The sequence below is a fragment of the Streptomyces tateyamensis genome (assembly GCF_003205575.1).
Classification (GTDB): Bacteria; Actinomycetota; Actinomycetes; order Streptomycetales; family Streptomycetaceae; genus Kitasatospora; species Kitasatospora tateyamensis.
The window spans coordinates 108,029-132,280 of the sequence record NZ_PYBW01000081.1 but is presented as its reverse complement, the minus strand read 5'-3'; the positions used below and the strand labels follow the sequence as shown (position 1 = coordinate 132,280).

25 protein-coding genes and 1 riboswitch are annotated in these 24,252 nt (G+C 72.2%); of the genes, 11 read left to right on the top strand and 14 right to left on the bottom strand.

The annotated features are described in order from the left end of the window. Nucleotides 1–189: 189 nt before the first annotated feature. The gene (locus C7C46_RS21790; protein ID WP_110671567.1) at nt 190–525 is read right to left on the bottom strand and encodes a MoaF-related domain-containing protein; all 336 of its coding nucleotides are present in this window, start codon (nt 523–525) and stop codon (nt 190–192) included. A gap of 180 nt (nt 526–705) precedes the next feature. Between C7C46_RS21790 and C7C46_RS21785 the strand changes: the two genes are divergently transcribed. From C7C46_RS21785 to C7C46_RS34380, 4 genes are all read left to right on the top strand, one after another. After that, nucleotides 706–900: a DUF1059 domain-containing protein gene (locus C7C46_RS21785; RefSeq protein ID WP_181442458.1), complete on the top strand. Its 195-nt coding sequence runs from the start codon at nt 706–708 to the stop codon at nt 898–900. 110 nt (nt 901–1,010) lie between these two features. Beyond that, nucleotides 1,011–2,069, top strand: coding sequence for a class I SAM-dependent methyltransferase (locus tag C7C46_RS21780; RefSeq protein WP_110671597.1), 1,059 nt, complete (start codon nt 1,011–1,013; stop codon nt 2,067–2,069). A gap of 97 nt (nt 2,070–2,166) precedes the next feature. Next, a complete protein-coding gene (locus tag C7C46_RS21775) occupies nt 2,167–2,913 on the top strand; it encodes a LuxR family transcriptional regulator (protein WP_110671566.1) in 747 nt (248 codons plus the stop codon). Nucleotides 2,914–3,108: 195 nt separating this feature from the next. Next, nucleotides 3,109–3,275: riboswitch (cyclic di-AMP (ydaO/yuaA leader) on the top strand. Between the two features lie 3 nt (nt 3,276–3,278). Further along, entirely contained in the window at nt 3,279–4,496 is a 1,218-nt protein-coding gene (locus C7C46_RS34380; RefSeq protein ID WP_245984683.1) for a glycoside hydrolase family 16 protein, read from the top strand. 7 nt (nt 4,497–4,503) lie between these two features. Here C7C46_RS34380 and C7C46_RS21765 read toward each other — a convergent pair whose 3' ends face one another. Continuing rightward, nucleotides 4,504–4,965, bottom strand: a complete 462-nt coding sequence (locus C7C46_RS21765; RefSeq protein ID WP_110671565.1) for a DUF11 domain-containing protein — start codon at nt 4,963–4,965, stop codon at nt 4,504–4,506. Between the two features lie 25 nt (nt 4,966–4,990). Further along, nucleotides 4,991–5,770: an IclR family transcriptional regulator gene (locus C7C46_RS21760; RefSeq protein ID WP_110671564.1), complete on the bottom strand. Its 780-nt coding sequence runs from the start codon at nt 5,768–5,770 to the stop codon at nt 4,991–4,993. Nucleotides 5,771–5,959: 189 nt separating this feature from the next. Between C7C46_RS21760 and aceB the strand changes: the two genes are divergently transcribed. Together aceB and C7C46_RS21750 are read left to right on the top strand one after the other, a co-directional pair. Beyond that, entirely contained in the window at nt 5,960–7,648 is a 1,689-nt protein-coding gene (gene aceB, locus C7C46_RS21755; RefSeq protein WP_110671563.1) for a malate synthase A, read from the top strand. A gap of 80 nt (nt 7,649–7,728) precedes the next feature. After that, nucleotides 7,729–8,121, top strand: a complete 393-nt coding sequence (locus C7C46_RS21750; protein WP_245984681.1) for an allophanate hydrolase-related protein — start codon at nt 7,729–7,731, stop codon at nt 8,119–8,121. A 95-nt stretch (nt 8,122–8,216) separates the two neighbouring features. Here the strand turns inward: C7C46_RS21750 and C7C46_RS21745 are convergent, their stop codons facing one another. The 4 genes from C7C46_RS21745 to C7C46_RS35200 all read right to left on the bottom strand — a co-directional run bounded on the left by C7C46_RS21745 (nt 8,217) and on the right by C7C46_RS35200 (nt 10,937). Next, entirely contained in the window at nt 8,217–9,161 is a 945-nt protein-coding gene (locus C7C46_RS21745) for a hypothetical protein (protein ID WP_110671561.1), read from the bottom strand. Between the two features lie 85 nt (nt 9,162–9,246). Further along, the gene (locus C7C46_RS21740; protein WP_110671560.1) at nt 9,247–9,597 is read right to left on the bottom strand and encodes a peptidase inhibitor family I36 protein; all 351 of its coding nucleotides are present in this window, start codon (nt 9,595–9,597) and stop codon (nt 9,247–9,249) included. 162 nt (nt 9,598–9,759) lie between these two features. Further along, entirely contained in the window at nt 9,760–10,755 is a 996-nt protein-coding gene (locus tag C7C46_RS21735; protein ID WP_110671559.1) for a transposase domain-containing protein, read from the bottom strand. Nucleotides 10,756–10,790: 35 nt separating this feature from the next. Beyond that, nucleotides 10,791–10,937, bottom strand: coding sequence for a hypothetical protein (locus C7C46_RS35200; RefSeq protein WP_181442457.1), 147 nt, complete (start codon nt 10,935–10,937; stop codon nt 10,791–10,793). Between the two features lie 392 nt (nt 10,938–11,329). On the opposite strand from C7C46_RS35200, the gene gcl reads away from it, so the two are divergent. Then, the gene (gcl, locus tag C7C46_RS21730) at nt 11,330–13,117 is read left to right on the top strand and encodes a glyoxylate carboligase (RefSeq protein WP_110671558.1); all 1,788 of its coding nucleotides are present in this window, start codon (nt 11,330–11,332) and stop codon (nt 13,115–13,117) included. Between the two features lie 96 nt (nt 13,118–13,213). On the opposite strand, the gene C7C46_RS21725 is transcribed toward gcl, so the two are convergent. The 7 genes from C7C46_RS21725 to C7C46_RS21695 form a co-directional block, all read right to left on the bottom strand. Then, on the bottom strand, nt 13,214–14,881 hold the full coding sequence (locus tag C7C46_RS21725; RefSeq protein ID WP_110671557.1) for an MFS transporter: 1,668 nt from the start codon (nt 14,879–14,881) through the stop codon (nt 13,214–13,216). A gap of 235 nt (nt 14,882–15,116) precedes the next feature. Next, nucleotides 15,117–16,499 (bottom strand): 8-oxoguanine deaminase, encoded by a 1,383-nt coding sequence (locus tag C7C46_RS21720; RefSeq protein WP_110671556.1) that lies wholly within the window; start codon nt 16,497–16,499, stop codon nt 15,117–15,119. 206 nt (nt 16,500–16,705) lie between these two features. Further along, nucleotides 16,706–17,632, bottom strand: a complete 927-nt coding sequence (gene pucL, locus C7C46_RS21715) for a factor-independent urate hydroxylase (protein WP_110671555.1) — start codon at nt 17,630–17,632, stop codon at nt 16,706–16,708. 22 nt (nt 17,633–17,654) lie between these two features. Beyond that, a complete protein-coding gene (gene uraH, locus C7C46_RS21710) occupies nt 17,655–17,990 on the bottom strand; it encodes a hydroxyisourate hydrolase (RefSeq protein ID WP_110671554.1) in 336 nt (111 codons plus the stop codon). Between the two features lie 59 nt (nt 17,991–18,049). Further along, the gene (uraD, locus tag C7C46_RS21705; RefSeq protein ID WP_245984679.1) at nt 18,050–18,577 is read right to left on the bottom strand and encodes a 2-oxo-4-hydroxy-4-carboxy-5-ureidoimidazoline decarboxylase; all 528 of its coding nucleotides are present in this window, start codon (nt 18,575–18,577) and stop codon (nt 18,050–18,052) included. Nucleotides 18,578–18,752: 175 nt separating this feature from the next. After that, complete coding sequence (locus tag C7C46_RS21700) at nt 18,753–19,136, bottom strand: helix-turn-helix domain-containing protein (protein ID WP_110671553.1); 384 nt, start codon at nt 19,134–19,136, stop codon at nt 18,753–18,755. Next, a complete protein-coding gene (locus C7C46_RS21695; RefSeq protein WP_425470101.1) occupies nt 19,133–19,414 on the bottom strand; it encodes a thiamine-binding protein in 282 nt (93 codons plus the stop codon). The genes C7C46_RS21700 and C7C46_RS21695 overlap by 4 nt, the downstream gene beginning before the upstream one ends. A 174-nt stretch (nt 19,415–19,588) precedes the next feature. On the opposite strand from C7C46_RS21695, the gene C7C46_RS21690 reads away from it, so the two are divergent. The 4 genes from C7C46_RS21690 to allB all read left to right on the top strand — a co-directional run bounded on the left by C7C46_RS21690 (nt 19,589) and on the right by allB (nt 24,242). Beyond that, the gene (locus C7C46_RS21690) at nt 19,589–20,431 is read left to right on the top strand and encodes a TIM barrel protein (RefSeq protein WP_110671551.1); all 843 of its coding nucleotides are present in this window, start codon (nt 19,589–19,591) and stop codon (nt 20,429–20,431) included. Further along, nucleotides 20,398–21,348, top strand: a complete 951-nt coding sequence (locus C7C46_RS21685) for a 2-hydroxy-3-oxopropionate reductase (protein ID WP_342775421.1) — start codon at nt 20,398–20,400, stop codon at nt 21,346–21,348. Before C7C46_RS21690 ends, C7C46_RS21685 begins: the two co-directional genes overlap by 34 nt. 307 nt (nt 21,349–21,655) lie before the next feature. Beyond that, complete coding sequence (locus C7C46_RS21680; RefSeq protein ID WP_110671549.1) at nt 21,656–22,798, top strand: glycerate kinase; 1,143 nt, start codon at nt 21,656–21,658, stop codon at nt 22,796–22,798. Nucleotides 22,799–22,889: 91 nt separating this feature from the next. Further along, nucleotides 22,890–24,242, top strand: a complete 1,353-nt coding sequence (gene allB, locus C7C46_RS21675) for an allantoinase AllB (RefSeq protein ID WP_110671548.1) — start codon at nt 22,890–22,892, stop codon at nt 24,240–24,242. The last annotated feature ends 10 nt before the right edge of the window (nt 24,243–24,252 follow it).

Here is a 24,252-nt window from a genome sequence, read left to right as displayed (position 1 = left end):
GCCGGACCGGGTGCACCCCGGCGTGGCAGAGGGTGCGCCCAGGCGTGCCGGAGGCGCGAGCCCGGTCCGCTCAGAGGGTTCCCGCCGCGAGAGGTAGGGCGCGCGGACCTTAACCCGCAGGACCCCCAGCCCGCAGGACCCTGAGAACAGTGCGGTCGGGCCCCTGGGGGAACGTCAGTTGACCGGGCCTCAGCCCACCTGCTGCAGCCGCCCGGTGTGCAGCTCGCCGACCCGGCCGCCCTCGCCCTCGTAGGTCCAGAACACCCGCACCGTCATGGCGCCCAGGTCCATCACGTGGCTGATGGTGAGCCCGCTGTCCTCGGTCCAGCTGACGAACCAGATCTGCGGCGCCACCTGGGCCACGTGCAGCTCGACGTCCAGCCACTGACCGGCCGACTCGCCCAGCCCCTCCCAGCGCAGCCGCTTGCCGTCGGCGGAGTAGGTGTTGCGGAAGGCGGCGCCGTTGTCGACCTCGAAGAGGTAGGTCCGGCCGGCGAAGCCGGGCAGGGCAGCGGTCTCGGTCATGGCTGGCGGAGTTCTCCTGACGCGCGGCGGAGCGGGTGGGCGAGCAGGTCCAAACTATCCGACCGGCGGCGCGGAGGGACAATGGTTCCGCGACACGCCCGCACACCGGCGCGCGCCGGTCCCCGGGCCGGTGGGTGGCCCGCCGGCGGCCCGGCGGCGAGGCGGATCGGGAGGTCGATCATGCGCAAGGTCGCCGACTGCCGGGAGTGGCCGAGCGAGAACAACTGCTCGCTGGTGATCACCGGCACCGAGGACGAGGTCGTCCGTGCCGCCACCGAGCATGCGGTCTCGGTGCACGGCGAGACCGACAGCCCTGAGCTGCGCGAGCAGATCCGCGCCGCTCTCAAGGAGGAGCTGGTCCTGCAGCACAGCTGACTGGCGTTACCCGTCCCGGACCTACGGAGAATCCCGTATGGCCCGGGACGTTCGCGTTCTGCTGGAGTGGGGGAGTGGCGAGGACCCGCGTGAAGGAGGAGGCGGTCCGCATGCCTGTGGACGAAGAACGGATGATGGAGTTCCTGGAGCGGGTGGTGGCCGACGGCGGAGCCGCGGTGGCCGGACTGTGCACCTCGCTGGGCGACCGGCTGGGCCTGTACACCGCGATGGCCGGTGCCGGACCCGTGACCTCGGCCCAGCTGGCGGCGAAGACCGGCCTGCAGGAGCGCTACCTGCGCGAGTGGCTGGCCGCCCAGGTGGCCGGCGAGTACGTCGAGTACGACGCGGCCGCCGACAGCTACCTGCTGCCGGACGAGCACGCCGCGGTGCTGGCCGACCCGGAGGCGCCGACCTACTGCGCCGGTTTCTACACCATGCTGCAGGCGCTGTACGGCACCGAGGACGCGCTGATGGAGGCCTTCCGCACCGGCAGCGGGGTCGGCTGGGAGGAGCACAGCGGCGCGCTCTTCTCCGGCACCGCCAAGTTCTTCCGCCCCGGCTACACCGGGGCGCTGGTCCCGGAGTGGATCCCCGCGATGAACGGCACCGAGCGCAAGCTGGTCGAGGGCGCCGAGGTGGCCGACGTGGGCTGCGGCTACGGCTACTCGACCATGCTGATGGCCGACGCCTACCCCAACTCGCGCTTCCACGGCTTCGACTTCCACGGCCCCTCGGTCGAGCAGGCCCGCCGGATCGCGCAGGAGAAGGGCATGGGCGACCGGGTCCGCTTCGACGTGGCCACCGCCCAGGACTTCCCGGGCAGCGGCTACGACCTGATCACCTTCTTCGACTGCCTGCACGACATGGGTGACCCGGGCGGCGCGCTGAGCCATGCCCAGCAGGCGCTGGCGGACGACGGCTCCTGCATGATCGTGGAGCCCAACGTCTCGGCCGACGTGACCGCGAACGCCAACCCGATCGGGCGCGCCGTGGTCTCCGCCTCGGTCGCGGTCTGCCTGCCCGCCGCGCTGGCCCAGCACGGGCCGATGGCGATGGGCAACCACGCCGGCGAGGAGGCGATGCGCGACCTGGCCGACCGGGCCGGGCTGCACCACTGGACGCTGGCCGCCGAGAGCCCGGTCAACCGGGTCTACGCAGCCAGCCGCTGAGCCGTCCCACCAGCCGCTCGCGTTGGGCCGGGCGGTGCCGGCCGGGTTTGTCGGGGCCCGGCTTGACCCGGTCTCCCCACAGGCGCAGGCTCCAAGAGTGAGCGTGTCCGGGGAGGCCGGGTTGCGGCGCATCTGCGCGGTGATCGACCTGCTGCTCGACGCCGCCGACGAGGAGAGCCTGCTGCCGGCGCTGCTCCCGCTGCTGCTGCGCACCGTGCCCGGGGACGGGCTGACCTGGTCGGTCCGCACCCCGGCGGGGCGCTCCCCGGTGCACACCCCGGTGGACCTGTTCGCCCCGGAGGCGATGGCCGGCTTCTACCGGCACGCGGCGGCCGATCCGCTCTTCCGGCACACCGACCTGACCGGCCCCGGCTTCCCGGTGCGCCGCTCCGACCTGCAGTCGCGCACCGAGTACCACCGGCTCGGCACCTACAACGAGGCACTGCGCCTCGTCGGGGCCGAGCACCAGCTGGCGATGGCCTTCCCGGCCGGCTGGGCGCCGACCGGGCGGCGCACGGTGGCGCTGGTGGTGCACCGCGGCGGCAGCGACTTCAGCTCGGCCGACCTGGAATCGGCCGAGCTGCTGCGGGCCCGGCTGAGCCACGCGTTGGACCGGCTGGCCCCGCCCGCGCCGGCGGTGCCGCCTGCGCCGCCGGTGCGGCTGACGCGGCGTGAGGCGGCGGTGCTGGACCTGCTGGTGCAGGGACTGACCGACCGTCAGATCGGTCGACGGCTGGAGGTCTCGGCCCGCACCGTGGACAAGCACCTGGAGCACGCCTACACCAAGCTGCGGGTGCACAGCCGGGTGGCGGCCGCGGCCGCCTGGCGGGCCGGACCGCGCTGACCGGCCGCCTCGGACCGCGCCGAAGAACCGACCCCCAACCGCTCCGGCCAGCCGACCGGACCGCGCTGAACAGCACGGATGTGAGGCAGATCGCGTTGATGACGATCTTCCCAGCTGCCTAGCCTGAAGGCTGTCCGCCGGCTCCCGGCGGGCCCAGCCGCCGGGACGCCGAGTCCTGCCTGCCCGTCGGCCGGCTCCCACAGCACACCGGTACAGGCAGGAGCGGGGGACCCACAGCACTTCGCCGTACCCCGCTCCAGCCCGTGAGCGCGGTCCGGCTCGGGGTGAAGCCGCGCCCGCGCGGCCGGGCCACTTGCGGCCCGAACCCGACAGCTAACTCCGCAGGCGTCGCAAGAGGACCGCTCATGATCCGCTCCGCCACGCCCGCCCGCCTCGGGGTCCTGGCCGGCGCCACCGCCCTGCTCGCGGTGCCGATGGTCGGCCAGGCCCACGCCTGGTCCTGGAACCCGGGCCGCCTGGCCCCCACTGTCAGCCAGGACCGGCTGACCCCCACCAGCACCGCTCCCGGGGCTGCCACCAGCGCCCAGCTGACCGTGCACGCCAGCTCCTGCTTCACCGTCCAGAGCGTCGGCGTCGGCGTCCGGGACGCGGCCGGCAACAACCTGGACTTCCCGGGTTCGCGCGGCAACGTCCAGCTCTGCCCGACCGGCTTCTCGCTGACCACCGGCGCGCGCACCTTCCCGGCCGGCACGTACACCGTCTTCGGCTACTACCAGGACCAGGCGGGCGCCTGGCACAACCTGCCGAGCAAGCAGCTGACCGTGGCCGGCGCGACCCCGGCCCCGGCCCCGGCCCCCACGCCGACCCCCACGCCCACTCCGGCGCCGACCCCGACCCCGACCCCGACGCCCACCCCGACCCCGAGCATCGGCTCGCCGATCCCCGGCAAGTCGCTGACCTGGTCGGACGAGTTCAACGGGCCGCTGGACGGCAGCCGCTGGAACAGCTCGACCAGCAGCTCCTACAAGTACGGCACCCACAACCCGGACGACAACAAGCTCGACTGGCTCGACCCGTCCGACGTGAAGGTGGCCAACGGCGCCGCCACCTTCACCGCCCAGCCCTCCGGCCACACCCTGGAGAACGGCAAGCAGGCCTGGACCACCGGGCTGCTGACCACCGAGGGCACCAGCCAGAACTTCAAGGTGAAGACCGGCGACTACGCCGAGACCCGGGTGCAGCTGCCCACCGGCTCGGGTGCCTGGCCGGCGCTGTGGACCTGGCAGAACGGCGGCAGCGAGATCGACTCCTTCGAGTACCACCCGGACAACCCGAACCTGCTGGAGCTGACCAACCACGTCAACGGCGGCCAGAAGTACTACACGGACGCGTCCGGCGTGCGGGCCGGCCAGTGGGTGACCATCGGCACCTACTACGGCGCGAGCTCGGTGGACTGGTACGTCAACGGGGTCAAGGTGTTCTCCGACGGCACCGGGGTGGGCGCCAACTGGTCGGCCAACCTGATCCTCAACCTGTCCGTCACCGCCGGCCAGTACCACCCGGGCCCGGCCGGCTCCGCGCCGATCAGCTTCGCGGCCGACTACGTGCGGGTGTACCGCTGACCGAGCGTCAGCTGACCTGGATCACGTAGGACGCCGAGTCGTTCGCCGGATCCGGGTCACCGCTGCTGTGCACCGTGACCCGCCCGCCGCGCAGAGTCCCTGACGCCTCGTCGGAGACCTGGACCGGCACCAGGGCGGTCGCGGTGCGCTGCGGCGGCAGGCCCGCGCCGAAGGTGCAGCGCACCCGGCGCCCGTCCTCGTCCGCCCTGCAGTTGTCGGGGAAGTAGGGGCCGACCGCACGGGCGCCGGCCGGCACCCGGACCGTCACGGTGAACTCCCCGGCCGGGCCCGGGCCCTTGTTGGCCACGAAGGCGTGCACGGTGGTGGTGCCGCCCGGGGCCACCGGGTCCGGCTCGAGCTGCACCACGAACAGGTCGGCGCCGGTGGCGCGCGGTGCGGCCGCCGCGGCCGGAGCCGCCAGCACCAGCGCACCGGCGAGCGGGAGGGCGAGCACCCAGTTGCGCTTCATGGGGCGAGGTTAGGCGCCCCCGCGATCAGGCGGCGAGCGCCGCGCCGAGGCGCTGGGCGATCTGCCGCATCACCGTCACCAGGCCCGCGCCGCCCGCCTGTTCCTCCAGCGCCCGGATCCGGGCCTCGGGGCCGGAGACCGAGAGCGCGGTGGGAGTCGGTGCGCCCGGGACCGCCACCGCGATGCAGCGCACGCCGATCTCCTGCTCCTGGTCGTCCACCACGTAGCCGACCTCGCGGGCGTGGGCCAACTGGGCGAACAGCGCGTCGACATCGGTGACGGTGAACTCGGTGTGCGCGGGCAGCGGTTGGGTGCCGAGCACGCCGCGCGCCTCGCCCTCGGCCAGCTGGGCCAGCAGCGCCTTGCCGACCCCCGTGCAGTGCGGCTGCACCCGGCGGCCGACCTCGGTGAACATCCGCATCGAGCGCCGGGACTGCACCTGGCCGACGTAGACCACCTCGCCGCCCTCCAGCACCGCGAGGTTGGCGGTCTCCCCGGTGGCCTCCATCAGTTCGGCCAGGTACGGCCGGGCCCAGCTGCCGAGCAGCCGGCTGGCAGTCTCGCCGAGGCGGATCAGCCGCGGACCCAGGGTGTAGCGCCGCGCGGTGTCCTGGCGGACATATCCCTGCTGTGCGAGGGTACGGACCAGGCGGTGGATGGTCGGCATCGGCAGGCCCGAACTGGTGCACAGTTCGCTGAGGGTGGCCACGCCACCGGCGTCGGCGAGGGCTTCCAGCAGCTGGAAGGCGCGCTCGACGGACTGCACGCTGCCACTGCTTCGGTCGGGGGCGGGGGTGCTGGCCACCGGCGTTCCCTTCGCTGTCGGGGGAGGAGTAGAGTCCCGGCGATCCACTCAACAAACCGTTGAAATTCTGTATCGCGGAAACTAGTCTCCACTTTACAGAATCCAACTCGCCAGTAGGTGGGTCGGTACCGAGGGAAGCCGCTACCGCGGCTCCCTACAGAGTTCAACCGTCCAAGGAGTGTCCAGCCCATGGCTACCGACCAGGGATCTTCCAGCCAGGGATCTTCCAGCTCTCGGCCGGGGACCGCCCCGGGCGCCGCCGCCGCTCCGGTCGTCACCCTGGCCGGTCCGCGCGTTCCCCGCTCGGAGGAGGTGCTCACCCCGCAGGCGGTCGCCTTCGTGGTCGGCCTGCACCGGGCCTTCGAGGGGCGCCGCCAGGAACTGCTCGCCCGCCGCCACACCCGCCGGGCCGAGATCGCCGCGGCCGGCACCCTCGACTTCCTGCCCGAGACCGCCGAGATCCGCGCCGCGGACTGGCAGGTCGCCCCCGCACCGCGGGCGCTGCAGGACCGCCGGGTCGAGATCACCGGTCCCACCGACCGCAAGATGGTGATCAACGCGCTCAACTCCGGCGCCAAGGTCTGGCTGGCCGACTTCGAGGACGCCACCTCGCCCACCTGGCAGGCCGTGGTCTCGGGCCAGGTCAACCTGATCGACGCCTTCGAGGACCGGATCGACTTCACCTCGCCGCAGGGCAAGGAGTACAAGCTCAAGCCCGCCGCCGAGCTGGCCACCGTGGTGGTCCGCCCGCGCGGCTGGCACCTGGACGAGAGCCACCTGCTGGTGGACGGGGTGCCGGTGGCCGGCGCCTTCTTCGACTTCGGCCTGTACTTCTTCCACAACGCCGCGCGGCTGCTGGCCAAGGGCGAGGCGGACCCCAACTCTGGCCCGTACTTCTACCTGCCGAAGACCGAGAGCCACCTGGAGGCCCGGCTCTGGAACGAGGTCTTCACCCACGCCCAGCGCGAGCTCGGCATCCCGCACGGCACCATCCGGGCCACCGTGCTGATCGAGACGGTCCTGGCCGCCTTCGAGATGGACGAGATCCTCTACGAGCTGCGCGAGCACGCCGCCGGGCTGAACGCCGGCCGCTGGGACTACCTGTTCTCGATCGTGAAGAACTTCCGCGACGCGGGCGAGCAGTACATCCTGCCGGACCGCAACAGCGTCGGCATGACCTCGCCCTTCATGGCCGCCTACGCCCGCCTGCTGGTGCAGACCTGCCACCGGCGCGGCGCGCACGCGATCGGCGGAATGGCCGCCTTCATCCCCTCCCGCAAGGACCCCGAGGTCAACGCCGCGGCGCTGGAGAAGGTCAAGGCCGACAAGGACCGCGAGGCCGGCGGCGGCTTCGACGGCTCCTGGGTGGCCCACCCCGACCTGGTCCCGGTGGCCCGGGCCAGCTTCGACGCGGTCCTCGGCGAGCGGCCGAACCAGAAGGAGAACCCCGGGTCCACCGAGCAGGTGACGGCGGCCCAGCTGCTGGACATCGCCGGGGCCGGCGGCTCCTGCACCGAGGCCGGGCTGCAGAACGCGGTCGCGGTCGGCCTGCGCTACTGCGAGGCCTGGCTGCGCGGCCTGGGCGCGGTCGGCATCTTCAACATGATGGAGGACGCCGCCACCGCCGAGATCTCCCGCTCGCAGATCTGGCAGTGGATCAACAACGGCGTGGTGCTGGCCGACACCGGCGAGAAGGCCACCGCCGAGCTGGTGCGCCGACTGGTCTCGCAGGAGCTGGACGGCCTGCGGGCCGAACTCGGCGACGAGGCGTACGCGGCCGGCCGGTGGGCCGAGGCGCGCGGGCTCTTCGAGCAGGTCTCGCTCGCCGAGGACTTCGTCGACTTCCTGACGCTGCCAGGCTACGCGCTGCTCGGCTGACGGACTATCGCCAAACCGTACGGTCCACCGCGGCGAGTGCGCCCCGGTGGACCGTACGGTTTTTCTTCCAAGGAGTTCCTTTGACGGTCCGGATGTTCCTCAACGGCCAGGCGATGCGCGGCGGCGAGCTGCACCACGTGCTGGGTGACGCGCCGTTCCTCGGTGCGGTGCGCACCGCACCCGGCTACCGGTTCTTCTCGATCGGCGACGTCTGCCCCGGCCTGCACCCGGACCCGGCGGTGGACAGCGCGATCGAGGGCGAGCTGTACGAGCTGAGCCTGGAGCTGCTGCGCGACGTCCTGCTGCCCGGCGAGCCGCGCGAGCTGGAGTTCGGGGTGATCAAGCTGGCCGACGGCACCGCCTGCTGCTCGATGCTGCTCTCCCGCGGGGAGCTGGAGCGCGGGGTGCACCGCGAGATCACCGAGTTCGGCGGCTGGCGCGACTACCTGGCGAGCATCGGGCGCACCGCCTGACGGCACCCGCCGCCCGCCGAACCGGGGCAGCCCCGCAGGCACCGGCGGGGGTACCGGTGCCTGCGGGGCTGCGGATCGCGGGGCGGGGCGCGCGGCTACTGGCCCGCCGCCTGCAGGACCTCGGCGACCGCGGCCGCCTGGTCCTGCATCTGCATCTTGATCGTCTTCAGCTCCCCCACGTGCGGCTGCATCAGCGCGTGCTGGCGGTCGACCTCGGCCGCGAACCAGACGCCGACCACGTTGCCCTGCTGCTTGCAGGCCACGTCCGCCTGGGCGGTCGCCAGTTCGGTCGGGCTCGCGGTGTCGGTGCGGAAGGCCTTGTCGTTCACCGCGTCGATCGGGGTCGCGTAGTGGAAGCCCTTGGCCAGCATGCAGCTGGACCAGGACTGGAAGGCGGCCTGCACGGCCGGCGTCTTCATGGCCTCGGTGAAGCTCTGGCTGTCGATCTGCCGCACCAGGGCGGCGACCCCGAGGAAGGTCGCGCCGGCCTGCAGCTTCGTGTGCATCTCGCCGACGCAGCCGCCGGCCGGCACATTCTTGCCGTGATAGGTCGTGGCGGTTCCCTCGGTGGTGCCCGGCGTGCCGTTCCCGCGCAATACCTGCTGGTATTCGGGATCGGTGTTCGGCGGCGGCCCGGTGGGTGCGGCAGACGGCGGAAGATATCCCTCGTCCGCCGGTCCGAAATGATATCCGGTGGTTTTCGCCTGTTCCGGATTGGTGACTCCGTAGCGCATTTCCGTCGCCGTGGCCGGTGCGCTCTTGGCGCCCGCCACGGATTGGTCGACGGAGAGTCCGTAGCCCTTCATGCACTGCCCGACCACGAGCTGGGTGGCCCGGCCGAGCCGGGCCGTGGCCTCGGGGGAGAGCTGGTAGTCGTCGGTGGGCAGGTGCAGGGCGGCGCTGTTCAGGACGGTGGGGGTGGCGGCCGGCGCGGGGACCGCGGCATCGGCGGCACCCGAGCAGCCCGAGACCGAGGCCAGTACGGCCGCGGAGCCCAGGGCGGCGATCAGGGCGGGCAGGAGGCGGGGGCGACTGGGCATGGTCTTGGGTCAACTCCTGGTCGGGAGGATGGGGTTCGGCGGCGGCCGGCCGGGGTCGAGCCCCGGCCGGCCGGCCGACGGTGCGTCAGGAGAAGCTGATCGACGCGTCCTCGTTGTAGGTGTTGACCAGGCGGTTGCCGCTGCCGCTGTAGCCGGCGATGACGTCACGCACGCCCGCGTAGTTGGAGTTGTACCAGATGGAGACGGTGTTGTAGTCGTTGTTCCAGGCCGAGGCGGCGTTGTTCTTGACGCTGCCCTTGGACGGGAAGGAGTAGACACCCAGGTTCGGCACGTTGCCGTAGAAGGTGACCGACTCGCCCTGGTAGCCCGAGTTGTAGTAGAGGGTGACCGAGCTGGCCGAAGCGGTGCCGGCCAGGCCCAGGGTGGCGAGGGCTGCGGCCGCGACGCCGAGACCGATGACAGCCTTGAAGCGCATGGTGTTTCCTTTTCCGTTGTGGGATTTCCTTCCGGCAGGTTCCCGGTTTTCCCGGGCGGTGCTCCCTGCCGACAACAGAAAATTTACGGGGCTTCGCCGCACCCGGCCATGCCGTTTGTTTAGCGGTCGTCATCGCGGGCCGGGCCGCTTTTCTGCCGGGAATTATCGGGCGAATTCGGGCATCCGGCCCGCCCCGCGCCGCTCCGGCGCCGAACAGGCGTACTGCATCGACTGCCGGATCGCGTAGTGCACCAGCAGCCGGCCGTAGACCTCCTGGCGCACCCCCTCGCTGGTGCGGCTGGTCAGCGGCCCGTTCCGGCCGTAGGCGCCGAGCAGCGCGTCCCGCAGTGCGCCGTGCTGCTCGGCGCCGCGGGCCAGCAGGTGGCGCAGCTCGGCGGCGGGTGCGAAGCCCGGGTCGAGCAGGGTGGTGACCGTGTCGGGTGCGACCACCCGCAGCAACTGGTGGCCCAGTCGGACCCGGAACGAGCCGTCCGGGGCGCAGGGTTCGCCCTGCCGGACGATCCGCACCGCGGGCAGCCGCCAGACCAGCGGCACGCCGCAGGCCGTCGCCGTGGCGAGCAGTCCGGGGTCGAGCGGCTGCCCGTCGACCAGCAGCAGGTTGGTCGGCCCGGCCGAGCGCAGCAGGGTCCGGGGCGTCTCGCCGGTCAGGAAGACGGCGTCCAGCACCGCCCCGCTGCCCTGCTCGACCAGCCCGGCGATCCGCAGCCGGGGTGTCTCGCCCCCGGTCTCGGGCAGTTCGACCTGCTCCTCCTGGAGCAGCAGCAGGTGCCGGCCGCGCCAGTAGGCCTGCGGGGTGTCCGGCGAGGCCAGCGGGCGCACCGAGGTGCGGAAGAGCGCGTGCAGCGGGCCGGCGCCCAGGCGTTCGCGGGCCTGGAAGATGCTCGCCTTGTTCGGGATCGGCTGCTCCCCCCAGTGCCCGCCCCAGCGCAGCCCGGTGGTCAGGCGGCGCATCACGTCAAGGTAGGGCGCGGGGGAGAAGAGGGCCATGGCGAGCACGAAGTAGACCATCATGCGGGCCGACAGCACCCGGCGGCGGCGCTCGGTGCGCCCGCAGGCGGCGACCGCGGAGTCGACCAGCTCCGCCGGGTAGGTGCGGACCAGCAGGCCGATGCCTGCGCTGTCTGCGAAGTCGGACAACGTGACTCCTCAAGAGTTTCACGAGGTGGGGCAGATCACGGGGTCTGGGGCGTCGAGCCCCAGCCGTATCCGTCGGAGGCCACCGTGCGGTGCGGGGCGCCGGAGTCGGCGAGGCCGGCGGCACCGGTCCCGAAGCCGACGGCGAGCACGGCGAGCAGCAGGAGAGCGGCGAATCGAGGCATGGCAGTTCCACCCCTGACGGGAGACGAGTCGGATTGTCGGAAGCCGGCCACCCGGGGCGTTCTTCCGATGTCTTGAGCCTCGCTCACCGCGCCGGTGGTGTCACCGGTTCAGGGGTGGCACGAACGTGCCCGGCACGTTGGGGTCATGCCGCCCGCCCCGGGCCCGGGTGCTCCGTGGGCGATTGGTCGGTTCCGTGGGGATTGCGCCCCGGATCGGGGCGGCCTCCTGGTGGGATCGCCAATGGTGTCTCTTCAACGAGTTGTTGAAGATGGGCCCTCGGAGGCCTTGACGCCCGCTCCGGCCGCCGCCTACCGTGATTTCCGTATCCTAGAAGCATTATTCCGCATCATGGAAACATGGAGCGGTACCGAGCCGACGCAGGAGTAACCCGATGCCTCGTATGACCGCCGCCCGCGCGGCAGTTGAGATCATGAAGCGCGAAGGCGTGGAGGTCGCGTTCGGTGTGCCCGGCGCCGCGATCAACCCCTTCTACAAGGCGCTCAAGGAGGGCGGCGGCATCAGCCACACGCTGGCCCGCCACGTCGAGGGCGCCTCGCACATGGCCGAGGGTTACACCCGGGCCAGGGCCGGCAACATCGGTGTCTGCATCGGCACCTCGGGCCCGGCCGGCACCGACATGATCACCGGCCTCTACTCCGCGATCGCCGACTCGATCCCGATCCTGTGCATCACCGGCCAGGCGCCGGTCTCCAAGCTGCACAAGGAGGACTTCCAGGCGGTCGACATCGCCTCCATCGCCAAGCCGGTGACCAAGGCCGCCACCACCGTGCTGGAGGCCGCCCAGGTCCCCGGCGTCTTCCAGCAGGCCTTCCACCTGATGCGCTCGGGCCGCCCGGGCCCGGTCCTGATCGACCTGCCGATCGACGTGCAGCAGACCGAGATCGAGTTCGACCCGGACACCTACACCCCGCTGCCGGTCTACAAGCCGGCCGCCAGCCGGGCCCAGGCCGAGAAGGCGCTGAGCTTCCTGCTCGCCTCCGAGCGCCCGCTGATCGTGGCCGGCGGCGGCATCGTCAACGCCGACGCCACCGACCTGCTGGTCGAGTTCGCCGAGCTGACCGGCGTCCCGGTGATCTCCACCCTGATGGGCTGGGGCACCATCCCGGACGACCACGAGCTGAGCGCCGGCATGGTCGGCGTGCAGACCGCGCACCGCTACGGCAACGCGACCTTCCTGGAGTCGGACTTCGTCCTGGGCATCGGCAACCGCTGGGCCAACCGCCACACCGGCTACAACCTGGACGCCTACACCGCCGGCCGCAAGTTCGTGCACGTCGACATCGAGCCGACCCAGATCGGCAAGATCTTCCCGCCGGACTACGGCGTGGTCTCCGACGCCAGGGCCGCGCTGGAGCTGTTCGTCGAGGTCGCCAAGGAGCTCAAGGCCGCGGGCAGGCTGCCCGACTTCACCGCCTGGGCCGCCTCGGCCCAGGAGCGCAAGGCTACCCTGCAGCGCCGCACCCACTTCGACAACGTCCCGATCAAGCCGCAGCGGGTGTACGAGGAGATGAACAAGGCCTTCGGGCCGGAGACCCGCTACGTCACCACCATCGGCCTCTCGCAGATCGCCGCGGCCCAGTTCCTGCACGTCTACCAGCCGCGCAACTGGATCAACTGCGGCCAGGCCGGCCCGCTCGGCTGGACCATCCCCGCCGCGATCGGTGCCGCCACCGCCGACCCGCAGACCCCGATCGTCGCGCTCTCCGGCGACTACGACTTCCAGTTCATGATCGAGGAGCTGGCGGTCGCCGCCCAGCACAAGGTCCCCTACGTCCACGTGCTGGTGAACAACGCCTACCTGGGCCTGATCCGCCAGGCGCAGATCGGCCTGGACATCAACTTCCAGGTCAACCTGGAGTTCGAGAACATCAACACCCCGGAGCTCGGCGTCTACGGCGTCGACCACGTCAAGGTCGCCGAGGGCATGGGCGTCAAGGCGATCCGGGTCACCGACCCGAACGAGCTGGGCGCCGCCTTCGAGCAGGCCAAGAAGTGGGCGGCCGAGCACCAGGTGCCGGTGGTGGTCGAGGCGATCCTGGAGCGGATCACCAACATCTCGATGAGCCGCACCGTCGACATGAGCAACGTGACCGAGTTCGAGGAGCTGGCCACCGAGCCCGGCCACGCGCCGACCGCGATCCGGACCCTCAAGGTCTGACCCCGCGTCAGCACCGCCAGGACGGCCCGCCGAGGATCCCTCGGCGGGCCGTCCGGCGTCACGGCTCACGGCGTAACGGGGTCCCGGCTCCCGGTGTCAGCGGGCCGTGGCGCCGGCCGGCTCCGGGCAGTGGCCCGAGCGGCCGAAGGAGTACCGGCCGGTGATGGTGTAGGTGCCCGGGGCGGGGGCGTAGAGCTGGGTCCAGTCGCCCAGCTGGCTCAGGCAGCCGCCGCCCGTCCGCTGCCCGGCCTGCACACCCAGCCAGGGCGACCAGGGCAGCAGCAGCCGGACCGGGCCCGGGGCCGGCACCTCCACGGTCAGCGCGGCCGGCCCGGCCTCGCGCACCACGGCCGGCGGGTCGGCCAGCGGCGCCGCGTCGGTCACCCGGAACAGCTGCCAGCTGCCGTGCCGCCACAGCGGTGCGAGCCACGACTGACCGGCCGTCACCAGCGCCGCCTCGTCCACCGCCGCGTCGTCCGGCCGGTCGTCGGAGAGCGCCACGTAGCCCACTCCCCAGCGCAGCAGCCAGGCGTGGTAGTCGGCGGGGGAGAGCTTGGCCTCGGTGTAGAAGAGCGGGTTGCGGGTCACGTCCGCCTGCCGGTTCCAGCCGCGGGCCAGGTCCACGTAGGGGGCCACCCCGCTGGCCTCCCAGTGCGAGGCCAGCGGCACCACCTCGACCCGGCCGCGGTCGGCGCCCACCCGGTGCAGCTCGTCGATCAGCGCCTGGCCGTCCCGGGCCGGCGCCGTGACCGGCACCGTCACCAGCAGGTCGCCCAGGGTCCGCCCGGCCAGCCAGACGGCCACCGCCAGGCAGCCGGCGGCCAGGGTCAGCGCCCGCCGCCGGGGCGGGCGGTCCTCCAGCAGGGCGGCCAGCAGCACGGTGCCGGCGAAGAGCAGGGCGAGCCGCTCCACGTTGCTGCCCACCGGCGAGGGGATCAGCCAGACCAGTACCACCCCGGCCGCGTACACCAGCGCGCCGCAGCGCAGCGCCCGCCAGTGGGCCGGGGCCAGCCAGGCGGCGGCCAGCGCGGTGGCCACCACCGGCGCGGCGGTCCACCAGTCGAAGGGCTGGCGGCCCTGGAACGGGAAGAGCAGCGAGGTCCCGGCCACCACCAGCACCGGCGAGGCGGCCAGCGGGTAGGCGTCGCGCCGACGGCCGGTCAGGAAGAGGGCGGCGGCAGCCACTTCGAGGAACAGCCCGACCACCGGGCTGCCCAGGGTGGCCAGCGCGGCCAGCAGGAAGAGCACGGTGCGGCGCAGCCGGGGCTCGCGCGTGGTGAAGGCGAGCACGGCGGCGGCCAGCCCGAGGAGCAGCCCGATGGCGAAGGTCACCCGTCCCGAGGCCACGTCGCACCAGAGCGCGAAGGCGGTCCACAGCGCGGGCGCCAGCGGCCGCCGCAGGCCCGAGCGGACCAGCAGCAGCGCCGCCAGCGCCGCCGAGCCGGTGCCGGCCAGCACCGCCGTGGTGCGCACCCCCAACAGGCCCATCAGGTACGGCGAGAGCACGCTGTACGAGGCGGTGTGCATGCCGCCGTACCAGGACAGGTTGTAGGCCGAGTCCGGGTGCCGGCGGGCGAAGTCGGTCCAGGCGTACTGCGCGGCCAGGTCGCCCGCGTCGTTGGCCAGGACCAGCGCCCAGACCAGGTGCAGCACGCCGGCCAGCACGGCGGCCAGGACCACCGGGTGGCGCGCCGCCCGCCGCAGCGCCCGGCGCAGGTCGGCGGGCGTGCGGGCAGCGGGGAGCACCGGCCCCACGGTGGTCATACGGATCTCTTTCGGGGAGACGGTGATCGCACCGCAAACCTTTCCACAGTGACCCGCCTGACGGTACGCCACAGCCCCGGATCCTCGCCGTGGATCCGGGGCCGCGGTCCGGCCGCCACCCCACTGGGGGACGGACCGGAGTCCGGGTCACGCACCGTCCCTGGGCGGCCCGGAGTTCATGGGAGGTCAGCTGCCGCGGCGGCCGGCCGGCCGCGCTGCGTCAGCCGACCGGCTGTCAGCCACGCGAGGCGAGCTCCTTGGCGGCGCGGGCGCAGGTGAGCGCGATCTGGTCCTCGTTGACGGTGGTCAGCAGGCCCTTCTCGACCACCGCGTTGCCGTTGACGAACAGCGCGGTCAGCGGCGGCAGCGCGCCCAGGGTGAGCGCGGCCACTGGGTCGGCGATCGAGGAGTGCATGACCCCGTCGACCTTCCACAGCGCCAGGTCGGCCAGCTTGCCCACCTCCAGCGAGCCGATCTCGTGCTGGCGGCCCAGCACCCGGGCGCCGCCCATGGTGCCCAGCCGCAGCGCGCCGCGCGCGGTGAGCGCGTCGGGGCGCCCGTGCAGGCGGTTGATCAGCAGCGCGTTGCGCAGCTCGGTGCCCAGCTCGCCGGACTCGTTGGAGGCGGTGCCGTCCACGCCCAGGCCCACCGGGACGCCGGCCCGGACCATGTCCGGCACCCGGGCGATGCCGGCCGCCAGGCGGGCGTTGGAGGAGGGGCAGTGCGCCACGCCGGTGCCGGTCTCGGCGAACTTGGCGATGTCGGAGTCGTTCATATGCACGCAGTGCGCCATCCAGACGTCCTCGCCCAGCCAGCCGGTGGACTCGAAGTAGTCGGTGGGGCCCATGCCGAACAACTCCTTGCAGAACTGCTCCTCCTCGGCCGTCTCGGAGCCGTGGGTGTGCAGCCGCACGCCCTTGCGGCGGGCCAGCACGGCCGCCTCGCGCATCAGCTCGGTGGAGACCGAGAACGGCGAGCAGGGCGCGATGGCCACGTGCAGCATCGAGCCGAAGGAGGCGTCGTGCCAGCGGTCCACCGCCGCCTCGGAGGCGATCAGGATGTCCTCGGTCTTCTCCACCGCGTGGTCCGGCGGCAGGCCGCCGTCCTTCTTGGAGCGGTCCATCGAGCCGCGCAGCGCGGTGAAGCGCATGCCGAGCTGCTGGACGGCCTCGATCGAGGCGCCCAGGATGTCGCCGCCGCCCTGCGGGAAGACGTAGTGGTGGTCGCTGGCGGTGGTGCAGCCGGACTTGAGCAGCGCGGCCGTCGAGCCCAGGGTGGCGGCGTGCACCAGCTGGTCGTCGATCCGGGCCCAGGTCGGGTAGAGCGCGACCAGCCAGTCGAAGAGGATGTTGTCCTGGGCCAGGCCGCGGGTGATCCACTGGTAGAAGTGGTGGTGGGTGTTGACCAGGCCCGGGGTGACCAGGTGGCCCTCGGCGTTGATCCGGCGCACCACGTTGTCCAGCCAGGCCGGCGCGGGCCCGGCCCCGACGGACTCGATCAGGTTGCCCTTGATCACCACGTGGCCGCGGGCGTACTCGGTGTCGTTGGCGTCGACGGTGGCGATGGCGGCGTTCTCGATCACGATCCGCTGGTCGGCGGACGGCGGCAGCACTGCCATGGGTGACTCCTAGGGGGATGTGGGGGATGTGCGCGGCGGGACCGCGCGGCCGGCACCGGGGGCGGGTCGGGGAGATGGACCGACCCGACGGGTGCGGGCCGCGCGGACCCGGGCCAGGGAATCACCGCCGTCGAGGTGGAGCGGGGTCCCGAGGGCGGGACGGCGGAGCGAGAATCCCTCGGGCGAGTGGTGCCGGTGACCGCGGGTCAGACGACCGGGATGACCGGGACGACGCCCTCGCGGTGCACGGTGCCCTCGATCAGACCGTACATCCGGTCCGCGGCGTAGTAGACCTCGTTCTCGTTCTTCAGGTCGAAGGGCGAGAGGTCGACCAGGAAGTGGTGCTTGTTCGGCAGCTCCAGGCGGACCTCGTCCACCTCGGCGCGGTTGTTCAGCACCCGGGTGCCCATCGCGTGCAGGGTCTGCTGCAGCGAGTAGGAGTAGGTCTCCGCGAAGGCCTCCAGCAGGTGGCGGCGCACGTGCTGGTAGGAGCGGTTCCAGTTGGGCTGCGGCTCGTTGTCGCGGCCGGTGTAGGAGAACTTCCAACGGGCCGTCACCTGGGTGGCCAGGATCCGGTCGTAGGCCTCCTGCAGGGTGGTGTACTTGTCCTTGATGTAGCCCCAGAACTCGGAGTTGGTCGTGTTCATCACGACCAGGTCCTTGAGCCCCGAGATCACCTGGACGGTGTCGGTGCGGCCGTCGTAGACCACCTCGCAGGTGCGCACCTCACCGCCGTCCCGCACGAAGGAGTGGCCGACCTCCTCGGAGCCGATGAACCGGGAGGTGTTGTCCGGGGTCTTGATCCGGTTCCAGGTGTACTCCTCGATCCGGATCCGGGCGCTGTGCACCACACCGCGCTCGGTGTCCTCGACGAAGTGGCGGGCCAGCAGGATCCCGAAGGCCTCCGCCGACTCGATGCCGTACTCCTTGGCGAAGGCGTAGACGGTGTTCTTGGTGGTGTCGGTGGGCAGGCAGTTGGCGTTCGAACCGGTGAGGTGGACGTCCTCGAACTCGCCCTGGAGGGAGACCGAGACGTTCAGGTCCTTGATCTCGTGACGGGTGCTGTCACGGTAGACCCGGACGATCCGGTTCTCGGCCTTGCCGTACTGGTTCTGACCGAGCACGTGGGCCATCGTCGGCTCCTATCTGGACTGTCTAGCTTCCGCGGTAGACGGAATAACCGAAGGGGTTCAGCAGCAGCGGCACGTGGTAGTGGTGCTGCGCGGGCGCGACCGTGAAGACGATCGAGACCTCGGGAAAGAACGGCGTCTGCTCCGACCGTGCGGCGTAGTACGCGGCGGTGTCGAAGGTCAGCCGGACGACCGAGCCCGCCTCCGCGGCCGGCAGGTCCTTGGCCCGGCCGTCGGAGTCCGTGGCGGAGGTGCCGAGCACCTTCCAACCACCCTCGGTGAACAGTGCGAGCTCGACCGGGACACCCTCGGCCGGGCGGCCGAGGCTGGTGTCGAGCACGTGCGTGGAGATGCCAGTCATGGCGTGAATGACCTTACTGGTGGCAGGAAGTGACTCGCCGTCAGGAAGCTGACGGCCGGTCAGCTGGGCTCGTCGAGCAGACGGCCCAGGCGGATGTCGTTGATCTTGCGCAGCTCGCCGCGGACGATCTCGGCCTCGGTGGCCGGGTCGTTCGGGAACCGCTCGCGCAGGGCGGCCAGCATGGTGGCCGCGGTGCGCCCGGTGGCGCAGATCAGGAAGACGTGGCCGAACTTCGCCTCGTAGGCGGCGTTGGCCCCGTGCAGTTCGTCCAGGAGCGCGCGGTCCACTCCCTGGATGCCGGCCTGCTCGCGCTCGGAGGTGGCGTCGCCCGCCTTGGGGCTGCCGATCCGGGCGTGGCCGGCCATGGCGTCGGCCAGGTCGGCGGTCGTCAGGCGGGCCATCGCGGCGGCGTTGGCCGCCAGCAGTGCCCCGCGGTCGGACCAGGGCCGGCTGGCCGCCACGTCGGCGGCCCAGCTGGGGCTGGAGCAGACCTCGAGGAGGAGCTTTTCCAGGTCGGCGGAGTCCGTCGCCGCCAGCGCCGCCAGGGCGCCGGTCGCGTCGACTGACGCGTGGGGGTGGTTGGTCACGGGTGGACCTCCTGAGAAGTGGTGCCACCGGAAAAAACTAGGTCCACCACCCCCACTCGTCAACACTTTGTTGAAGCCTTGGTGGTTACGTTTCGAACCGCGGGTCGACTCCGGTCCACTTCGTGTGTGATCCGCCAAGTGTGTCCGGATCCGTCGGTCGGAAAGACTGGCCCGGTCAGCCGCTCTTCGGGCCGTCCACCTGCCGGTTCAGGTAGTTGTACACCGTGAAGCGGCTGACGCCCAGGGCGGAGGCGACCGTCTCCACTCCGTGTCGCACCGTGAAGGCGCCGCGTTCCTCCAGCAGGGCGACGACGCGCTGCTTCTCCAGCCGGTCCAGCTCGGTGAGCGGCCGGCCGTCGAACTGGCGGGTCATCTCGGCCAGCAGGCGGTCCAGTGCGCTGCTCAGGTGGGGCAGCCGGATGGCAACGGCCGGCTCGCCCTCCCAGTCCAGGACCACGTCGTCCGGCTTGGCCTCGCCCAGTGCGAGGGCGGTCGCGCCGACGGCGTCCAGCAGCGGCTTTATCGCCACGGTGAGCGGGTGCTCCAGGGCATCGGTCACTGCGTACCCACTCCTTCGGGGGTGTCGGGGTCCGCGGACCGGTCCGGGACCACGCTGATCTGGAACGAGATCCGGCTGGCGCCGGCGTCCAGGGTGTCGTGCAGCAGCCGGGTGACCGCCGCCAGGACCTGCTCGGCCCCGCCCTCGGCAGTGGTGCCGAAGGGGCCGACCGAGACGGCCAGGCCTGCTTCGTCCACCGCCTTGCGCGCGGCCACCGCGTGGTCCGGGAAGTTGACCAGCTCGAACGGTTCTGTCGTGAACTCCACCATCAATCGCACCCGCTCACTGTAGCGAGGCGCTGGTCAGCGGGGGTCTCGCGGAGCAGTGGCGAGGCAGCTTCAACAAACTGTTGCAGACTTCTTGACAGTCTCCGCAGGAGGCAGGCAAGATTCCACCAGACAGAATCCCTCTTCCGCATGATGGAAGTTGCGATGTCGGAAGAGTGAAAGGTGATGGACGTGAGCGCCGCTTCCGGGCACAACTTCACGATCAACCTGTCGATCCTGTTCGCCGAGCTCCCGCTGCTCGAGCGCCCGGCCGCCGCCGCGGCCGCCGGCTTCACGGCGGCCGAGCTGTGGTGGCCGTTCGGCGCGGAGCACACCCCCGCCGAGGCCGAGCTGGACGCGCTGCGCAAGGCCTTCACCGATGCGGGCGTGCAGCTGACCGGCCTGAACTTCCTGGACGACCTGACCAAGGGCGCCAAGGGCACCCTGTCGGTGCCGGCCGAGCGCGAGCGGTTCCGGGAGAACATCCCGGTCAGCATCGGGCTGGCCGAGTCGCTGGGCACCAAGGCGCTCAACGCGCTGGTCGGCAACCGGGTCGAGGGGGTGGCCGCGGCCGAGCAGGACGCACTGGCCCTGGAGAACCTGGTGCTGGCCGCCCGGGCCGCGCACTCGATCGGCGCGGTCGTGCTGATCGAGGCGCTGAACAAGGTGGACGCCCCGGACTACCCGCTGCACACCGCCGCGGCCGCCTGCGAGCTGGTCGACCGGGTGAACGCGGCCTCCGGGCTGGGCAACGCCAAGTTCCTCTGCGACCTCTACCACCTGGCCGTCAACGGCGAGGACCTGCCCGCCGTGATCGAGCAGTACGCCGACAAGTTCGGCCACGTCCAGATCGCCGACTTCCCGGGCCGCAACGAGCCCGGCACGGCCGGCCTGGACTTCGAGGACCTGCTCGCCCGGCTCACCGCCGCGGGCTACCAGGGCCGGATCGGCCTGGAGTACAAGCCCGCCTCCGGTGTCAGCGCCGACAGCTTCGACTGGCTGCCGCGCGAGCTGCGCGCCGCCAAGTAACCCCCCGTCACTTTTTAAGGAACGACGCGATGAGCCGCAAGATCGCTTTCATCGGCCTCGGCATCATGGGCAAGCCCATGGCCGTCAACCTGGTCAACGCCGGCCACCACGTGACCGGCTTCAACCTCGAGCAGAGTGCCATCGACGCGCTGGTCGCGGCCGGCGGCCACGGCGCCACCAGCATCGCGGAGGCGGTCAAGGACGCCGAGGTCGTGATCACCATGGTCCCGGCCGACCCGCACGTGGAGCAGGTCATCCTGGGCGAGGGCGGGGTGCTGGAGAACGTCAAGGCCGGCACCCTGGTGATCGACATGTCCTCGATCACCCCGCAGACCTCGATCAAGGTCGAGGCCGCCGCCAAGGCGCAGGGCGTGCGCACCCTGGACGCCCCGGTCTCCGGTGGTGAGGCCGGCGCGATCGAGGCGGTGCTCTCGATCATGGTCGGTGGCGAGGCCGCCGACTTCGCCGAGGCCAAGCCGCTGTTCGACGCGCTGGGCACCACGGTCATCCACGTCGGCCCGGCCGGCGCCGGCCAGACCGTGAAGGCCGCCAACCAGCTGATCGTGGCGATCAACATCCAGGCCGTGGCCGAGGCCGTGGTCTTCCTGGAGAACGCCGGCGTCGACCTGCCGGCCGCGCTGGACGTCCTCGCGGGCGGCCTGGCCGGCTCCACGGTGCTGAACCGCAAGAAGGCCAACATGGTCAACCGCGAGTTCGCCCCGGGCTTCCGGATCGACCTGCACCACAAGGACATGGGCATCGTCACCAGCGCCGCCCGCGCGGTGGACGCCCCGCTGCCGCTGGGTGCGGCGGTGGCCCAGCTGGTCGCCTCGGCCCGGGCCAACGGCGACGGGTCGCTCGACCACTCGGCCCTGCTGCGCGGCGTCGAGCGCCTGGCGGGCCGCGAGGTCAAGTAGCACTCCGAAACTCCTCCTGGTGGCGTGTACCTGTCCGGTCGTGCCCGCGTCACCAGGAGGGCACCTCGCGGCCGACGGTAGGGCCGGGGCTCTTCCGTCCACCGTCGGCCGTCCAACCGGCGGCATGCCCGGGTACTTCGGTCGTACCCGGGTGAGCCGCCCGGCCCCCTCCTTCGCCGAGGGGAGCCTCCCGTACGTCGGAAGCGGGACGGGAGGAACGGCGGGGAGGGGGTCGCACCATGCCTGAGCGGCCCCCGGACATGCAGGATTGACGCACCATCGGTTCGACTCGGAAGTGAGGCCCACCATGCCCGCCACCCCCACCCAGGGCCATGTGGTCGTAGCTCCCGACAAGTTCAAGGGCACCCTGGAAGGCGCCGAGGCGGCCGCCCGGATCGCCGCCGGAATCCGCCGGGTGCGCCCCGGCGTCGAGGTCCGCGAGCTCCCGGTGGCCGACGGCGGCGAGGGCACCCTGGCCGCCGCCCTGGCGGCCGGGTTCACCCGGGTGCCGGCCAAGGTCTCCGGCCCCACCGGGCTGCCGGTGGACGCCGCGCTCGCGCTGCGGGGCCGGACCGCCGTGGTCGAGCTGGCCCAGGCCTCCGGCCTCAGCCAGCTTCCCGGCGGGCGCACCGCGCCGCTGGCGGCGGGCTCCTTCGGGGTCGGCCAGCTGATCGCCAAGGCGGTCTCGCTGGGGGCCGAACGGGTGGTCCTGGGCCTGGGCGGCAGTGCCTGCACCGACGGCGGTGCCGGCATGGTCCAGGCACTCGGGGTCGGCCTGTACGACGCCGAGGGCGCCGAACTGGCGCCCGGCGGTGCGGCCCTGCGCCGGCTGCACCGCCTGGACCCCGGCGTGCTGGCCGACCTGCTGGCGGGGGTGGAGGTCGTGGTCGCCTGCGACGTGGACAACCCGCTGCTCGGCCCGCGCGGCGCGGCCGCGGTCTACGGCCCGCAGAAGGGGGCCGGCGAGGCGGACCTGGCGGTGCTGGAGGCGGGGCTGACCCGCTGGGCCGACCTGGTCCAGGAGAGCACCGGCCGCGACGTCCGCCAGGCCCCCGGGGCCGGGGCGGCCGGCGGGGTGGGATTCGCCGCCCTGGCGCTGCTCGGCGCCACCATGCGACCCGGCATCGAGCTCCTGCTCGAACTGCTGGGTTTCGACGAGGCAGTGCGTGGGGCGCGCCTCGTCGTGACCGGTGAGGGATGCCTGGACGCGCAGACTCTGCACGGCAAGGCCCCCGCCGGGGTTGCCGCGGCGGCCACCGGGGCGGGGGTTCCGGTGGCCGCGGTGGCAGGCCGGCTCGAACTGGGCGAGCGTGAGTGGCGCACGGCCGGCTTCGCCGCCGCCTACGCCCTCACCGACCTGGCCGAAGAGGCCGGCGACAGCCTGACCCGGGCCGGCGAGCTGGCCGAGCTGGCAGGCGAGACGCTGGCCCGCGACCTGCTGTCCGACTGAGACTCCTCGTATTTTCCTACATTGACGTTTTGTTGAAGGCGGGCCTAGGCTCCGAGCCACCCCACCGCAACACCCTTTCCGGAGGCCCCTGATGCAGCAGCCGACCGCGGTGATCCGCTCCCGGCGCGTGGTCCTGCCCGACGGTGAGCGCCCGGCCGACGTGCTGGTCCGGGACGGCCGGATCGAGCAGATCGCGGCGCACGGCTCGCTGCTGGTGGGCGACGCGCAGTTGACCGACCTGGGCGAGACCGTGCTGCTGCCGGGCCTGGTCGACACCCACGTGCACGTCAACGAGCCGGGCCGGACCGAGTGGGAGGGCTTCGCCACCGCCACCCGGGCGGCCGCGGCCGGCGGCGTCACCACGATCATCGACATGCCGCTGAACTCGATCCCGCCGACCACCACGGTGGCCGGGCTGGATGCCAAGCGGCAGACCGCCGACGGCCAGACCTGGGTCGACCTGGGCTTCTGGGGCGGCGCGGTGCCGGACAACACCGGTGAGCTCGAAGCGCTGCACCGGGCCGGCGTGTTCGGCTTCAAGAGCTTCCTGGCCCCGTCCGGGGTGGACGAGTTCCCGCACCTGGACCGCGACCAGCTGGAGCCCGCGCTGGCCGAGCAGGCCCGGATCGGCGCGCTGGCGATCATCCACGCCGAGGACCCGGCGGTGCTCTCGGCCGCCCCGCAGGTGCCCGGCACGCACTACCGCGACTTCCTGAACTCCCGCCCGGACGACGCCGAGACGGCGGCGGTGGCGCACCTGCTGGACACCGCCCGGCGCACCGGCGCCCGGGTGCACATCCTGCACGTCTCCTCCGCGGCGGTGCTGCCGCTGCTGGCCCGGGCCCGGGCGGACGGCGTCCAGGTGACCGCCGAGACCTGCCCGCACTACCTGACCCTGGCCGCCGAGGAGGTCCCGGACGGCGACACGGCCTTCAAGTGCTGCCCGCCGATCCGCGACGAGTCCAACCGGGACCGGCTCTGGGCGGCGCTGGCGAACGGCGAGTTCATCGGGATCGTCTCCGACCACTCGCCCTCCACCCCCGATCTGAAGCTGCTGGAACGCTTCGGGGGCAGCGGCGACTTCGCGGCCGCCTGGGGCGGCATCGCCTCGCTGCAGCTGGGCCTGGCGGCGATCTGGACCGAAGCCCGGCGTCGTGGGCACACGCTCACCGAGGTGGCCCGCTGGATGGCGGGCGGCCCGGCCGAGCTGGTCGGCCTGACCGGCACCAAGGGCGCCATCGCGGTCGGCTGCGACGCCGACCTGGTCGCCTTCGACCCGGACGCCGAGTTCGCCGTCGACCCGGCAGGGCTGCACCACCGCAACCCGGTCACCCCGTACGCAGGCCGCAAGCTGACCGGCGTGGTGCGGACCACCTGGCTGCGCGGGCGCGTGGTGGACACGGCCGGGCAGCCGTTCGGGCAGCAGATCCTTCGTACCCGCTGACCTTGCTGAG

What these genes read in the sequence shown, in the direction of transcription:
- pucL (WP_110671555.1), bottom strand. Translation starts at nt 17,632, where the DNA reads ATGGCCCACGTGCTCGGTCAGAACCAGTACGGCAAGGCCGAGAACCGG.
- C7C46_RS21680 (WP_110671549.1), top strand. Translation starts at nt 21,656, where the DNA reads ATGCCCGCCACCCCCACCCAGGGCCATGTGGTCGTAGCTCCCGACAAG.
- aceB (WP_110671563.1), top strand. Translation starts at nt 5,960, where the DNA reads ATGGCTACCGACCAGGGATCTTCCAGCCAGGGATCTTCCAGCTCTCGG.
- C7C46_RS21725 (WP_110671557.1), bottom strand. Translation starts at nt 14,881, where the DNA reads ATGACCACCGTGGGGCCGGTGCTCCCCGCTGCCCGCACGCCCGCCGAC.
- C7C46_RS34380 (WP_245984683.1), top strand. Translation starts at nt 3,279, where the DNA reads ATGATCCGCTCCGCCACGCCCGCCCGCCTCGGGGTCCTGGCCGGCGCC.
- C7C46_RS21690 (WP_110671551.1), top strand. Translation starts at nt 19,589, where the DNA reads ATGGACGTGAGCGCCGCTTCCGGGCACAACTTCACGATCAACCTGTCG.
- C7C46_RS21740 (WP_110671560.1), bottom strand. Translation starts at nt 9,597, where the DNA reads ATGCGCTTCAAGGCTGTCATCGGTCTCGGCGTCGCGGCCGCAGCCCTC.
- C7C46_RS21790 (WP_110671567.1), bottom strand. Translation starts at nt 525, where the DNA reads ATGACCGAGACCGCTGCCCTGCCCGGCTTCGCCGGCCGGACCTACCTC.
- C7C46_RS35200 (WP_181442457.1), bottom strand. Translation starts at nt 10,937, where the DNA reads ATGCCTCGATTCGCCGCTCTCCTGCTGCTCGCCGTGCTCGCCGTCGGC.
- C7C46_RS21780 (WP_110671597.1), top strand. Translation starts at nt 1,011, where the DNA reads ATGCCTGTGGACGAAGAACGGATGATGGAGTTCCTGGAGCGGGTGGTG.
- C7C46_RS21765 (WP_110671565.1), bottom strand. Translation starts at nt 4,965, where the DNA reads ATGAAGCGCAACTGGGTGCTCGCCCTCCCGCTCGCCGGTGCGCTGGTG.
- C7C46_RS21785 (WP_181442458.1), top strand. Translation starts at nt 706, where the DNA reads ATGCGCAAGGTCGCCGACTGCCGGGAGTGGCCGAGCGAGAACAACTGC.
- C7C46_RS21720 (WP_110671556.1), bottom strand. Translation starts at nt 16,499, where the DNA reads ATGGCAGTGCTGCCGCCGTCCGCCGACCAGCGGATCGTGATCGAGAAC.
- gcl (WP_110671558.1), top strand. Translation starts at nt 11,330, where the DNA reads ATGCCTCGTATGACCGCCGCCCGCGCGGCAGTTGAGATCATGAAGCGC.
- uraH (WP_110671554.1), bottom strand. Translation starts at nt 17,990, where the DNA reads ATGACTGGCATCTCCACGCACGTGCTCGACACCAGCCTCGGCCGCCCG.
- C7C46_RS21745 (WP_110671561.1), bottom strand. Translation starts at nt 9,161, where the DNA reads ATGCCCAGTCGCCCCCGCCTCCTGCCCGCCCTGATCGCCGCCCTGGGC.
- allB (WP_110671548.1), top strand. Translation starts at nt 22,890, where the DNA reads ATGCAGCAGCCGACCGCGGTGATCCGCTCCCGGCGCGTGGTCCTGCCC.